The sequence below is a fragment of the Chitinophaga vietnamensis genome, assembly GCF_902167635.1.
Classification (GTDB): Bacteria; Bacteroidota; Bacteroidia; order Chitinophagales; family Chitinophagaceae; genus Chitinophaga; species Chitinophaga vietnamensis.
This window is the reverse complement of record NZ_CABHMS010000002.1, coordinates 977,889-992,486: the sequence shown is the minus strand read 5'-3', so window position 1 is coordinate 992,486 and position 14,598 is coordinate 977,889. Positions and strand designations below refer to the sequence as shown.

The 14,598-nt window shown below is 51.9% G+C and carries 10 protein-coding genes; 1 reads left to right on the top strand and 9 read right to left on the bottom strand.

What is annotated here, in order from left to right:
- Positions 1-40 precede the first annotated feature (40 nt).
- Complete coding sequence (locus FPG75_RS08070) at positions 41-928, bottom strand: SDR family NAD(P)-dependent oxidoreductase (RefSeq protein WP_143306249.1); 888 nt, start codon at positions 926-928, stop codon at positions 41-43.
- 318 nt (positions 929-1,246) lie between these two features.
- Here FPG75_RS08070 and FPG75_RS08065 point away from each other — a divergent pair, with 318 nt between their 5' ends.
- Entirely contained in the window at positions 1,247-3,022 is a 1,776-nt protein-coding gene (locus tag FPG75_RS08065) for an ATP-binding response regulator (RefSeq protein WP_143306248.1), read from the top strand.
- Here the strand turns inward: FPG75_RS08065 and FPG75_RS08060 are convergent.
- From FPG75_RS08060 to FPG75_RS08025, 8 genes are all read right to left on the bottom strand, one after another.
- Positions 3,001-3,957: a terpene synthase family protein gene (locus FPG75_RS08060; protein ID WP_143306247.1), complete on the bottom strand. Its 957-nt coding sequence runs from the start codon at positions 3,955-3,957 to the stop codon at positions 3,001-3,003. The genes FPG75_RS08065 and FPG75_RS08060 overlap by 22 nt on opposite strands.
- A gap of 629 nt (positions 3,958-4,586) precedes the next feature.
- Positions 4,587-4,970, bottom strand: a complete 384-nt coding sequence (locus FPG75_RS08055; RefSeq protein ID WP_143306246.1) for a tautomerase family protein — start codon at positions 4,968-4,970, stop codon at positions 4,587-4,589.
- Between the two features lie 25 nt (positions 4,971-4,995).
- Positions 4,996-5,574, bottom strand: coding sequence for an RNA polymerase sigma factor (locus FPG75_RS08050; RefSeq protein WP_143306245.1), 579 nt, complete (start codon positions 5,572-5,574; stop codon positions 4,996-4,998).
- Between the two features lie 140 nt (positions 5,575-5,714).
- Positions 5,715-6,296, bottom strand: coding sequence for a hypothetical protein (locus FPG75_RS26135; protein WP_201747911.1), 582 nt, complete (start codon positions 6,294-6,296; stop codon positions 5,715-5,717).
- Between the two features lie 69 nt (positions 6,297-6,365).
- Entirely contained in the window at positions 6,366-7,394 is a 1,029-nt protein-coding gene (locus FPG75_RS08040) for a PorP/SprF family type IX secretion system membrane protein (protein ID WP_143306244.1), read from the bottom strand.
- A gap of 11 nt (positions 7,395-7,405) precedes the next feature.
- Positions 7,406-9,403 (bottom strand): OmpA family protein, encoded by a 1,998-nt coding sequence (locus FPG75_RS08035; RefSeq protein WP_143306243.1) that lies wholly within the window; start codon positions 9,401-9,403, stop codon positions 7,406-7,408.
- A gap of 21 nt (positions 9,404-9,424) precedes the next feature.
- The gene (locus FPG75_RS08030) at positions 9,425-10,429 is read right to left on the bottom strand and encodes a PorP/SprF family type IX secretion system membrane protein (protein WP_143306242.1); all 1,005 of its coding nucleotides are present in this window, start codon (positions 10,427-10,429) and stop codon (positions 9,425-9,427) included.
- A 32-nt stretch (positions 10,430-10,461) separates the two neighbouring features.
- Complete coding sequence (locus FPG75_RS08025) at positions 10,462-14,586, bottom strand: PKD domain-containing protein (RefSeq protein WP_143306241.1); 4,125 nt, start codon at positions 14,584-14,586, stop codon at positions 10,462-10,464.
- Between the last annotated feature and the right edge of the window lie 12 nt (positions 14,587-14,598).

The window sequence follows — 14,598 nt, the reverse complement described above, 5'->3', positions numbered from 1 at the left end:
TGCCAATCAAAAAATCCATAAATCAATAAATTCTCAAATTTTATTTCTCTCTCATCGCCATCAGGCGTTTGCCGGCGGCTGAGTCGAAGAAGCTGACGGCATCGTCGTGATCGGTGGAATTGCTGACTGGCAGCCATTTTTCGAGGTCGGCCATTTTGCGGTCTTCGGCTCTTCTTAACATGCCTACGGCTTCGCTGCCAAGGATCAGGTGTGTGGGCGGTTCCGGGTGATCCACGAGGTCGATCATCACTTTGGCAGCTTTATCAGGATCGCCCATGGGCACGAAGTCGCCGCTGGAGAAGGTTTCCTTTACCAGTCCTACCGTATTTTCATAGCCTTCTACGGCGGGGGCATACGACATGGAATCGCCATGCCAGTTGGTACGGAAGCCGCCCGGCTCTACCGATGTTACAAAGATGCCCAGTGGCGCTATTTCATTGCGCAATGCTTCGGTATAGCCGCCCAGTCCGAATTTGGCGGCCTGGTAGATAGTGAGCCCGGGGCCTCCTACGCGGCCGCCTATGGAGCTGATCTGCAGGATACGGCCTGCGCGCTGGCGCCGCATATGCGGCAACACTGCCCGGGTGATGTTGATCGGTGCATAGAGGTTAGTGGCCAGCTGACTTTGTACCTGCTCTTCAGTGAAAGCCTCTGAGGCGCCGATGATACCGAAGCCGGCATTGTTCACCAGCACATCAATGCGGCCAAAGTGAGCGATGGCCTGCGCTACGGCCGATTGCACCTGCGCGTTGTCGGTAACGTCCAGTGGCAAGGCCAGCACCTGCGAAGGATATTGGTCGGTAAACGCCTGAAGCTGTTGCGGGTGGCGGGCGGTAGCCACCACCTGGTCGCCATGCGCCAGCACGGCTGCGGTTAAACTGCGGCCCAGGCCGCGGGAACTACCGGTAATGAACCAAACTTTTGCCATGATCTTTTTTGTTTTTGTAACACAAAGATCGGATACCCGCCCCCCTCGTTGCTTTGTTCAATGGCTCAAATTTACTTTGTTGAAAAGCTCATGCGACTGCGCTGCGTTTATAAGAAAAGACGATATATTTGTTACATAGCTCTTATCAGGGTAATGCCCTTTGACCAGCAAAACCCTGACAGAAAGCAGGAATTAAAATTTGGTTATGCAATTGTTAATCTCTCGCATACTCCATTCGCTGAATAAACGTTATCTTATATTTAGAAGTGCTGTTACGAAAGCCCCCTTGTTACCAAAACTATCTCTCAAAAACCATGTATGAAACCTGATCAAAGACCATTATCTGAGCAGATCAGAAAGATTTACCGGCAGATCATACACACTGGCACCCAGGGTGTCGTGAATCTTAGCAACAAGCAGTCTATTATCACCATCAATTCTTTTTCTTTATTATCATCTGCCATTGTTTTAACCGTTGGAGCCTTTTTTCTGACGCTGACGCAGAACATGCGTTTTGTGATACCGATGTTGATCGAAGGATTTTCTTTCCTCACCGTGATCGCCGTCAACAGCCTCCAAAAGTACACGGCGGCCAATCTGTGGCTGTTCATCATTCATAGTTTCTTTGTGGTGTACTGGTCTGTCACCTTCGGGGAGGCGATGCCATTGGAGGTTATTTTTGCCTTTCTTTTTGTGCTGTTGGTATGCGGTTCATTTTTCATTTACCGGCAGCGCCAGATGCGCATTGCCTGCCTGGCCATCTCCGGGGCGCTGATGGTATTTATACAGATCAATTTTCACTACCAGCTGGTGCCGCCGCTGCGCCTGGACCCGCATGCCCGCGAGATCATGCGCTGGTGTACTACCGGAGCGATGCTCGTGTTTATCTTCCTGATCATGTCGGGTTATATCAGGAAGATAGATGGATTGATTTCTGCGCTGAATGCGTCTAACAATATTCTGATGACCAAGAGCGCTTTCCTGCGCGAAACCTATCATGAGCTGCGCACGCCGCTCAATGGCATCTACGGCATAGCGCAACTGATGCAGTTAAGAAAAAAACAGTATCGTTCTGAAGATGAGAGAAGGCAGATAGATGACCTGAACGTGGCGGCCTATGCGGCCCGCAGCATCATCAACAATGTGCTGGACCTCTCCAAACTGGAAGCCGGCAAACTGGACACGATCAATACCGAAGTGATACATCTCCAGGAGTTCCTTGAGCATTGCACTTCCATCAATCGTTACGTGGCCAGTTCCCGCAATCTCAAAATAAAACTCATACTCGATCATCATCTCCCCGAATATATTCTCTGCGATAAACTGATGCTCACGAAGATCATCAACAACCTCTTGTCCAACGCCATGAAATTTGGCGCGGAAGACAGTATCGTGGAACTGAAGTCTTTCGTGAAATACCAACAGTTGAATATACAGGTACGCAACCAGGGCCTGATCAACCGGGAGAAGGCGGCTAAAATATTCGAGCCCTTCACCGCCGAAAGGAATACCAGTTTTGAAGGCACCGGCCTTGGGTTGTCCATCACGAAAGTGCTGGTGGAATTATTGGATGGCAACATCAACGTAGATGCAGACCCTTATACCAATTCCACTACCTTCTCCTTCTACATCCCGCTGCTGGAGCCGCGTCCGGAAGATATCCCGCAGGAGGAACCGATGCTGTTGCCGGGTAATTATCTGGAAGGGAAAAAGATATTGGTGATCGATGATGATTCCATTACCCGTTTCATGCTGAAATCATTGCTCACAACCATGGGCGCTACGCCTATTCTGAGCGAGAGCGGGGAGAAAGGACTGGAAATAATCAAGAGTGAAAGGCCTGCGGCGATCATATCAGACCTCCATACCGGCAAGGTAAGCGGTAAGGAGGTCTGCATTCAAGTGAGAGGACTGGAGGAGCTTAAGCATATCCCGATCATTATTATAAGTGGAGATGCATTCAAGGAGACCAATGACGAGCTTTTGCGGGTAGGAGCAAATGAGTTTATTACAAAGCCTATCTCGTTCCGGGAGTTGAATATTGCGTTAAGCAAATGCCTCTGTGAAGCGCATCATGCGGAGAACTGGGTATAGCGTGTGGTATCCAGCACGCTCCAGTCGTAACACGCCTTGATCACAGTGAACAGGCCATCTATATATTTTCTCAGCTGCTCGTTGATACGGCGTCCGAAATTCGGCATGTGGCGCCGGTTGTAATCCAACAGATCGAGGTAATCATTGTGTTGCGTTTCCACCATCCGGGCGGCCGCAGGGATCGACATGCTGAGGTGTTCCCTGAAAATGAATACCAGGTTGAATCCTGTGGTAGAGAGATGTAGTTCCCTTTCCAGCGAATTGATATCATTCGCCAGGCAGGCGGTGAGGTTGAGCACCAGCTCTGTTTTCTGCACCAGTTCATGTTGATACACTTCGTCGGGCAGGTCTATCTTCCCGAAGATGCTTACCAGTGGAAACATAATGTGGAAGCCTGTTTTAGGCCGCATGCGCATGTACTCTCCGATGGTGGGGATGTAGCCGTTCTTTTGTGTTTCTACTTCCCAGCCACATTCTTCAATGTACCATTTCATGTAGGTAATGAACTGGTGATAAAGAAAGGGTGGGCTTACCTGGATAAAACGGTCCAGTACATCTTTGAGGCTTTCGTTGAGGAAATGCTCATAGCCTGCCTGCTCGTTGCCATCGAGGATGTGCATGAATCCCGACAACATTTTTTTGATCGTCCGGCTCTCATCTTTCAGGATGGAGGCGCGGTCTACGATGTCGTCAACAGTGAACAGCCAGGTCATGAGATCACTGACCATACGGATCTCATCGAAGCTGGCTTCCGGGTATTCCCGGGCGGCATACCAGCCGAACTTGGCGCTGTTCAATTGTTTCACGGCTTTAGGCGTACCGGCGAGGTCAAACTTTTGCGCCCACTGCAAAGTGCTCTGCTGTACATCTTCATAAAATCCGCTGATGTCTGAATTGCCTGGAAATGTTACGCAGGCATGTACGAGGTTTGGCATAATCGAAAATTTAAATGGTTATTGAAATGGAAATCTGAAAACGAAATGGCAATTATATATTACTAATATTTATAATTTATTAAGATCAGGAAATTCACATAGGTTTTTCATCGATGTTAAACTCCGTACTGTATAGATCTTATACTCAAGCGGTCAGTATGCAAATAAGTTTTCACGATATAAGGCGAGGTCCCGGTACACACATGTAGCATTTCGACAGATACTAATACTCCAAATCTTGACAGAAAAAGATGTTATAACTTGCTACAAATTTGGTTTATTACAGCGCGATCACACCGCGCCTTAGCTAATTTAGACAAATTTTCAACACACTAAATGACTGGTTTTCAACAACGAGAATGTGAGAATGTGAGAATGTGAGAATGTGAGAATGTGAGAATGTGAGAATGTGAGAATGTGAGAATGTGAGAATGTGAGAATGTGAGAATGTGAGAATGTGAGAATTGGAAGATTAGAGGATCACTTGATTGAAGACATCAAATCAGGCAATCCTCAAACTCCATAAATCAACAAATCCGTAAATCAATAAATCCCTAAATAAATTGAAGACATCAAATCAGGCAATCCTCAAACTCCCTAAATCAATAAATCCGTAAATCAATAAATCCCTAAATAACATACTGGGCTTGCCCGCGGCCAAAAGACCAACCGGCGAGGTCATTTTCTACCAATATGATGATCACGTCTTCCACTTTCACCGAAGTAGCGGCAGCGATCCGGCTGGCAATCGCCTGGTAGAGCGCTTGCTTCTTTTCCAGCGTTCTGCCGGCCCTCGCGGTGATATGGACGTAAAGCAAATTGGCCGTATGTGGCACATCCAGGAAGCTGTCGGGGAAGAAAAAATCTTCCGGCGCTACCTGCCGGAACACCTGGAAATAGTCGTTCTCAGGAACATTGAAATGATCGGCCAAACTGCTATGGATAGCCAGGGAGATCTGCTTCTTTTCTGATTGGGAAAAATGGTTTCCATGATAGACCTGTACAAATGGCATGGTACTTTTTTTGGAAACAAATATATCACATTACGGCTGTTTGGTCCATTAATTTGCGCATGTTCATCAGGGCATAACGTACACGCCCCAACGCAGTATTAATGCTTACGCCTACCGTTTGCGCCATCTCCTTATAGCTGAGGCCCGCATAGTAACGCAGGATGAGCGCTTCGCGCTGCACGGCGGGCAGCTGGTCGATCATCTCCCCTATCTCATGACTGATCTCATTATTGATCAGCCGGTGTTCGGCGCTGTGCTCGGTGAGTTCCAGCCGCTCGCCCATTTCATCATGATAGGTGGCCACGGTTTTAGACCAGGTGCCTGTTTTCCTGAAATAGCTGATGCAACAGTTATGCGCAATGCGCACCGCCCATGCGCAAAACCGGCTATTGTCTGAATAGCGGCCGGCGCGCAGGGCATTGACGATCTTGATGAATACTTCCTGGAAAATATCTTCCGCCAGGTCGCGGTCGCGCACCAGCAATACAATGGTGGTAAACAATCTTTGTTTATGGCGATGCACCAGGGTGGTGAAAGCAGGGTTATCGCCGGCCACATATAACTGGATCAGCTCATGATCCGTGAAATCGCTATACTTGTTCATATGCTTGGTCTTCTTTTTATAACTGCTGTTATATAAATATCTACCGCCCCGTGCACCCCGGGCTATCGCTCCTACGGAGCTGGTAGTAACGGGCCTCCCTGGAAAGGGAAGCCCTTCACATCTATGCTGAGTATTAATTGCTAATCTTGCAGGTGCAGCAAGGCTTTCACCTGATTGTAATCGTCCCAGTTCACGACGCCGCGGGCAGCTGCGCTACCCGGCGTGATCACATACCGGTACTGGTATCTCTTGCCTGCCGCTGTCGTGACAGTACTGATGGGCGCATTGGCCAGCAGCGTAATGGTTTTGGGCGTTGCCACATAACGGATCAGGAACCCGTTCTCATCTACATACGGTAAGGGCACTACGCTTTGTGTGGCCAGCGTTCCCAGGTTCAGGTATACATGTACATCTGCTTTGCCCAACAGCACAGAATCCAGCTTGGCTGCCGGTATCACAGCGCCATACAACACCGTATCGATCGTACCGTCGGGGCGCGTCTGGGTTTGAGCCGGACTATACTTCACATCGAGCCAGCCGGAGTAAATAACATTGGCATTGCCGGCAACACCGGAGTCGCCTTTCGGGCCGGCAGGACCAGCAGGACCGGCAGGACCCGGCGCGCCAGCAGGGCCCTGGGCGCCATCTTTAGAGCAGGCAACGAACAACATTACTACAGAAAGCACCAGTGCATAGGGCACGCAACGCATGAATTGTTTCATAATCAATTTTGATTTTTTGGTTTGATGTTTATAGATGTTTGTTAAATGGTAAAGAGATAGATGGACAGACTACCACACATTCCGGGGGCAGGTATCTCCGAACTTGTTGCCCAGCAAAAAACCGATCATGATCTCATGCGATCCTTTGCTGACGGCATTCAGCGAAGATGCCGTATAGTCGTACGAGTAACCGATATTGATCAGTGAACTGATATTCACGCCGAACATGCCTGCTACGCCATCCTGCAGGCGGTAAGAGGCGCCTGCCCAGAAGCGGTCGCGGAACATAAAGCGGGCATTCACATCTACGCTTACCGGCATCGCGGTGATGAACTTCACCATCACAGACGGGATCACGTTCACATCTTCGTTTAGCCATAAGCGGTAGCCGGTAGTGAAAAAAAGGTGGGGAACCATTTTACCATGGTAAACGGAATCTCCCACCAGTTTACCGTTATCAAATCCAAGTTTTTGCGGAATAATATTCTGGGCAGAGATGCCTGCGAAATAATCTGCTGAATAGAGCCACAGTCCTGCGCTTACATCGGGCCGCCACCTGTTGAGCACGCCGGCGGCGCCTACTGCCGGGTCGGAAGGATCGAGGAAATTCACCTTGCTGGCATCGAGGCTCACCTGCTGCACGCCCAGCCCTATCCCGGCGCTCACGCTGGTGCGTGGCGAGAGGTTGATATGATGCGCATAGGCGCCCTGGATGGAAAAGCGGTTGAGCGGGCCGGCCTTGTCGTTGAGTATCACCAGCCCCGCGCCGGCATGCGGCGGCGGCGTGGTATAATCGCGCCAATAGGCCTTTCCGCGCGGGTTCTCGCCTTCCGGGCTGAAACCCGTGGGCGAAGCATTCGCATATTCCGAATGCCGCAATGGCCCCTGCAGCGAAAGGTAGGTGGTTACCGGCGCGCCCTGCAGGCCCGCCCACTGATGACGATGGCTCAGGCGCAGGTCCCAATAATTCTCAATGCCCGCCAACGCAGGATTGATGATAAAGGGATTCATGATATACTGCGTATAGTGCGGCTGCTGTTGCGCACGGGCGGCCGTCATCAGCAACATCACCAGGCCTGTTAACACATACTTTTTCATGGCTCAAAATTTTACTGTTTCAGGATCGTGAACGCCGTTCTCCTGTTTTGCTGACGCCCTTCCGGGTTATCGCTGCCGTCAGGCAAAGTGTTGGGCGCCACCGGCTGCGTTGCGCCGTAACCTTTGTACGACAAGCGTTTCGGGTCGATGCCCTTGCTCACGAGATAGTCCACACAACTTTTAGCGCGGGCCTCCGACAGGCGCTGGTTATGCCTGGGCGTACCTTTGCTGTCGGTATGCGCGCTCAATTCTATCTCCATCGTTGGATGCTCGTTGAGCAGCTGTACTAGTTTATCCAGCGAAGCGAAAGATTCCTCTTTCAGCGTCGCTACATCGAAATCGTAGTATACATTTTCCAATACTACCGGCGACGGCGGCGCAACGATCCTCACCAAACAGAGCACCGGCGCGGCGATAGCGGCGGTATCTTCATTTTCAGGCACGGCGATCTGTTGGGTATTTGCCGTATAGCCGTCGGCGTTAGCAATGGCTTTCAGGGGCAGGTATTCATCTACTGTAAAATCATATTTACCATCGCTCCCTGTACTCCGCGTAGCAATCACCTTATTGTGCACCGTATCGATGATCTGCACGGCCGCGCCGGAAACGGGCGTATTGTTATCGCAAGCCACCACCATGCCGCTGAGCTGGCGCGGCGGCCGCACCTTATGCAGGAAGAACAGTTCCAGGCAGCACTCTGCGGCACGGTCGGTGCCGATCAATACATCATCCAGCAGGTTGCGGTTGTTACTGCGACTGGCGAAATAGATATCGTCTTTGATGGAATTCACGGGATAGCCGAGGTTCAGCGGTTCCTGCCAGTTGCCTACGTTGCCCTTGCTGGCAAAGAAATCATAGCCGCCCATGCCGGTACGGCCATCGGTAGAGAACACCAGGGTATGCGTGGCGGCATGATAATAAGGCGCCTGCTCATTATCGGGCGTATTGATCACCTCGCCGAGATTGGCGCTGCTCAAGGGTTTGCCGTCATCGTCCAATGTAGCGTACCAGAGATCGAAACCGCCAAAACCGCCGGGCCGGTCGCTCGCGTACACCAATGTTTTACCATCGGGCAATACAAAAGGCTGCTGGGCGTTAGCGCCGGGCGCATTCACGATCGCATCCAGCTGCACCGGCGCGCTCCACTGGTTATTATTTTTACGCGCATACCAGATACTGGAAATTTTGTGGCCGTGATCGATATGCCAACGGGTGAGGTAAAGCAGCTGTCCATCCGGCGAAAGGCAGGCAGCGCCCTGGTGCAGCGCTTCGGGCTGCGCCATCGCGAGCAGCTGTATGTTGCTGGCCTGGCCATCGGCATAGTCCGCGGTGTATAGGCGGTTGATGTAAGTATGATTTTTATGGAAGGAGCTATCCGGCCGCGTGGAGGTGAACAGCAACGCATTGCCGGAAGCCCATACCGGCGCATAACTGGCGCCGGTGGTGTTGAGGGCCGGCGGCGCTTTGCGCAACTGGTACTGGTCCTGGTCTTTACGCGCAAGCTGCGCGATGATAAAGTCCAGGTTACGTACTTCCTGTGTAGCCGCGCGGCTGTAGCGGTCTACCGCCGTATAGCTGTCCAGGAAATTGCGGAAGGCTTTGGCGGCATCTTCATATTTACCTAATGCACGCAGCGAAACAGCGTAGTAGTAAGGCGCCAGCGGGAAACTGTTCTTGCCAAATTCCAGCACGGATTCATAGTAGGGTGCAGCCTTCTGGTAATTATGCAGATTACGGTAGCTTTCGGCGAGCTTGTAAACGGCCTGCTGTTCATTGCTGGCAGGCGTGGCTTTTTTCTTCTCCGGCCCGATGGCGGCATAAGGCTTATAGCCTTCGGGACGCAGCGTTTTGCTGCGGGAGCCCAGGTATTTTTCGTAGTACTGCGCCGCAGAGTTATAGTCTTCGTTACGGTAGTACTGGTCTGCCGCGCGCAGGTAATCGTAGGTGAACTGCGCGTAAGATATAGTAGCAGCCAGCAATACAGCGGAAGTTAAAAATATTTTTTTCATGAGCTGATGTTAAGGGGTTGATTACAATCTTGGACAAACAAATTCCACTTCCGGCGTTCTTACACGTTTCCGGCCGATGAAGGTGAGCGATATCTCAAAGCTGTTGGAACCATGCGCCATGCGGGCGAGGTCGGAAGTATTGATATCGTAGCTCACGCCGAGCATCATATTCTTGTAGATGAAGCCGGCATGGGTGGCGAAGGCATCATTGACGCGGTAGTTGAGGCCCAGCATCACATCGGTGCCGGTGGCGGCATTGAGCTGGCCATAGGCGCCGATCATCTTCTCCTGTGCCGATCCCTGTTGCATGAACAGGAAGTTGGGCGTGATGCTCAGTATATCCGACAACGTTAGTTTCACGCCGCCATGCACATTGAAGCGCATAGGGAAGCGGGCATCGCCGCTGGGACTGAACTGATCGGTGGGCCTGGTGAGGTGCATCACGGAGAATCCGCCGTAGATGTTATACGACTTACCCGGCGTAGCATCGTAATACAGCGCGCCGGCGCCGGCATCGAAGGAAGCGGCGGAGCTGCGTGTGAGCCCGTCGGTAATGGGATTGCCGGGATTGTAGCCGGTAACAGGATTCCATTGTTCGCCGAAGGTGAACTTGGACGGATCAAAGCGGCGTTGCATAAACCCCAGCTGGAGGCCGAACACCAGCTGATGATAGTGACGGGCATCGAGCTTCACGCCGGTGTAAGCGGCGCTGGCATAACCGGTAGTATAGTTATATCCGCCATCGCCGGCGGCCTGGTTTAATACGCTGGCGCCGAAGTGGATGTTCTTTTGTGTAGGCACTTCCGCGGCGATGCCATACGTTTTAAACGGGCTGATATTTCCCCATTGGGTGCGGTAGATGGCCGCCACGCGGTAGTCTCCGTCGAAGGCGCCGGTGAGGGCAGGGTTTAACCATGACGGATATACGTAGTACTGGGAGAAGTGCGGATCGGCCTGCGCCATCAGCCGGGAACCGGCAAAGGTGGCGATCAGCGTCAGGAGCAGTGCAGCAATATTGGTTCTCATTTACGCAGTATATTTTATGTGAATGATGGATTTTATCGGATGATTGCCACATAGCCGGTGATTGGCGGGAAGCCGTTCTTCAGCTTGATGACATAATAGTAAGTGCCGGTGGGCAGGATATTCCCTTTGAAGGAGCCATCCCAGGGCGTTTCGTAGCCATCGGAGCGGAATACGCGCTGGCCATAACGGTTGAACACTTCTACCGTGCTGCCGGGATAATCGCTCAGGTTGCGGATCACCCAGGTATCGTTGATGCCGTCGCCATTCGGTGAGAAGGCGTTGGGCGGCGATACGGGTTTCAACACTTTCACAGACATCACATCGCTGGCGGTACAGTTATGCTTACCAATGGCGGTGAGCGTGTATTGCTGGTCGTGCATGGCGGTGATCACGGGCGACAATATCCTCGGGTTGGGGAAGTCGGCCGCCGGTTCCCAACGGAAGCTGAGGTTCACCGAATCATTGGCCAGCGGCTGGAAGTGTATCACGGTGCCTTGTGGCACTACGAACGAAGGACCGGCATCTATCACGGGTTGCAAGTACACGATCACTTTGCTGTTAAAGGCCGCAGAGCCGCAGCCGGCTTTGTTGGTCACTACCAGTTGCACGGCGTATTCGCCTGGCGCGGTATACTTCTTCACCGGGTTTTGTTGTGTGGAGCTGCTGCCATCGCCGAAGGTCCAGGTCCAGCTGTTAATAGCGCTGGTGGCATCGGTGCTCTGGTCGGTGAACACATTGTCGGTCCCCTGGCAGAGCGTGTCGGGCCTTACCTTGAAAGCCGCTACCGGCTGGCCAAAGAAGGCGCTGAGCGTTTTAGTGGTAAAATTCGTACAGCCGTTGGCGGTAGTCACCGTCAGTTTCACATCGAAAGGACCATAGGCCTGGTAGTGGTACAGCGGGTCTTTATCGCTGAGGCCTGGTTTGCCATCGCCGAAGCTCCACTGGTAGCTGAGGGCCGATGCGTCCTTGGTGGTGGAGAGGTTGGTGAACTGTGCGCTGCCATCGGGCATACAAACCGTTGCGGGCAGTTTGAAATCCGCTACAGGCAAAGGATGTACGGCTACGCTGGCGGTAGCCGTATCGCTGGTACATTGGTGGTCGCTTATGGCTACGAGGCTCACTTTGTACGTAGAATCCTTTGCATATGTGATCGTGAACGGGTTATTATTGGTGTTGGTGGCCTGTGTACCATTGCCAAGATCCCATTGCCAGCTGCTGATGGTACCGGTAGATTGATCGTTTACATTTACCGTCTGTCCGAGGCAGATGGAGGCAGTAGCGTTGAATGCCGCTACCGGCTTGGGATACACCACGATGCTAGTAGATACGGAATCTGCGCAGCCGCTATCTGTTTTATAAACATACCAGATAGTATGTGTACCGGCGCCCGCGGCGGCGGGTTTGAAATTGCCGCTGGAATCTGTTGCAGGACCGCGGTAGTAGCCTTTGCCTGCTACGCCATTCAACAAACTGGCTTTATCTACTTTGATGCTGCCGGTAACGTTCACGCATACGCCTGTGAGTGCGGCAAAGGCCAAAGACGGTTGCAGCTTGAAGTTAGCCGTGATGGTAGTATCTTTCGTACAGCCTTTATCGGTAGTAACGGAATACTTGATGGCATACGACCCCGGTGAAGGATAGTTGTGCGCAGGGTTCTGGGTAGATGCGGTATTAGGATTGGCCGGCGTGGCATTGGCATCTCCGAAGTTCCAGGCATGCGTGGTGAAAGTTTGCGCATCCGGCACGGTAGCGGTGCTGGTAAATTGTACGGCGCCAGTTACCGGGAGGCAATTGGCCGGGAAGCTGAAATCCGCATGGGGCGTGGCATACACGGTTATCGGCAAGCTCACGGTATCGCTGATGCAAAGGTCGCTCACCTTTACCACATGTTTCACCGTATAGCCCTGGCGTTGCGGATACTGCATCTTCGGGCCTGTATTGGTAGTGGCATTGAGCACAGAGTCGTTGCCGAAATTCCAGTACCAGGATTTGATAGGCGATGTGCCGCCGTAAGTAGCATTATCTGTAAAAGTAACGGTACCTCCCTGGCAAAGCGAAGCCTGATCGGCTGTGAAAGCCGCTACCGGCTTGGGGAAGGCCGTTACGTTAAAGGCGGTATCTCCTACGCAACCTTCTTTCGAAATCACGGTAAGCCTTACTGCGGCGGTACCGGCAGGGAACACTTTCTTCACCGCTACCCCACTGTCTTTCACGGCGCCGGGGAATTCCCATTTCCATCTGTCTATCACTGCTTCTTTGTTCGAAGTATCTCCTTTAAAATAAACAGTGTCCAGCGTACATCCGGTATAGGCATAGTTCATATGCGCGCCGGGCTTGCCTTTCACGGCAATGGTATAACCTACCTTTTCGGTGTTGGTACAGTTCTCTATACTCGGATGGGTAGACATCACCGTGAGATCGTAGTTACCGGTGTTGGCAAATGTGTAAGTACCGGGCAGCGTATATTTGTAATACTGAATGCCGTTCACCACTACTGCGCCGGTAGTTACCGGTGCATTCACGGTCACATCTGCATTAGGCGTTACGGCCGCTCCCAGCTTGCTGAGCTGCCAAACCATTTTAGTGGGTTGGTAAGCCATCAATATCGACAGCTCTACCGGCGTATTTGTACAGGTAAAGTCATTGACAGATTTTGAAGTATCATAAGTATTATGGATCGCTCCTACTGCATTGAGGTTGTTGATGAGCGTACCGGCATTATAGCCATAGCTCTCCACGCTACCCATGCCATAGGTAACCGCTGTAAAGGCCGAATCGCTTGTCACCACGCATTGCGCGGGCGCGGCATCCCATTTCTTGATCACCACTTTATAGCCGGGTAAATTGGGATGATCGTAAGCATAATCATAGAGTGCCGAATTATCTATCTTCAAAGAACCCAGTCCCTTCTGCGGGATGATGAGCGTGAGATAATTAACAGTGATAAACTCGCGGTTATTACGGTAGAAGCCTACGCGCTTGATGGATTGCTCGATCGGGCTGAGATAGACCATCTCCGGATCGCCGAGTGAGTTAGTATTGCCGCATGCCCCTGACGACGACATGTATTGCGCCACCAGCACGGGTTTATCAGATTCTATATAATCCGCCGTATTGCTGACATACTCATAATATCCCGCGGGATTCATACTTGCCTGTGGTATCAGGACCCCATTCTTCTTAACGTTAGTAGTCCTGTCTTTCACCACGATCTTGTAAATACTGTATTGAAAAGTAGATGGCGTAAAATCCTGCGAGAAGGGCGCTGTCAGGTAACGCTTGCCCCATGCCTGGAAGGGGAACACCTGTTGTATATCGTTATCGCCGCTGCTGCCGCTGCCATTGCAGGTGATAGAGGTGCGGCTGCTGCCGCTGAACACCGCTACGGGATAGCATTGCCCGGCGCTGTTGGCGATCGATTTAATAGTGGTGCCCGTCAGCTCGCGGCCCTTGCCGCCGCCGAGGGAACCGCCTACCAGCTGGTAGATCTGGCCCCTGTTGAGCGTAGCCGTGAATGGCACGCCCGGCACGCGCCCGTTGCGGGAAAGCACGGATGGCGTGATCTCTATCACGGTATTGTCCTGGTTGGCGATCACGTACATCCAGTTGAAACAGTTATCGGAATAGTTCTGCTGGCTGTTCACTGAGATGTAAGAATAACCCCATGTTTCTTCGGGCATGAGCATGGTGGCGCCGGAAGAGGCGCTGCCATAGATGTGCGCATAGGCCACGATGGGCACATTGCTTTGTATGTGTATGGCCTTGTTGGTGAAAACGCCTTCCCCACCGGTGCCGCCATAAGAAGGCGGCAGTGAATACAGGCGAGCATCAAAGGCGCCAGCTTTGGGTATCAGGTCAGAGGCGATCACCGTATTGGCGGGGATATTATAGGTGCGGGTCCATGCGGTACCATTGATGGTTACCGTTACGGTGGCCGCCTGTTCCGCGCTCAGGTACAGGATCATGTTCTGGCTGTTATCTCCCCCCATCTCCATAAACTGGTGGTGTCCGTAGCCCACCCAGAAATCTTTCCCTTTGTTGGAAAGATTCTGGGCGAATCCATACAGGGCTACGAACTGCAACACTAACAAGGATATTACAGGTTTGCCCTTGCGTGCAGCAAGGCAAAAGGCCTGTGATAATATGCTGGTTAACATCTTGTTCAATTT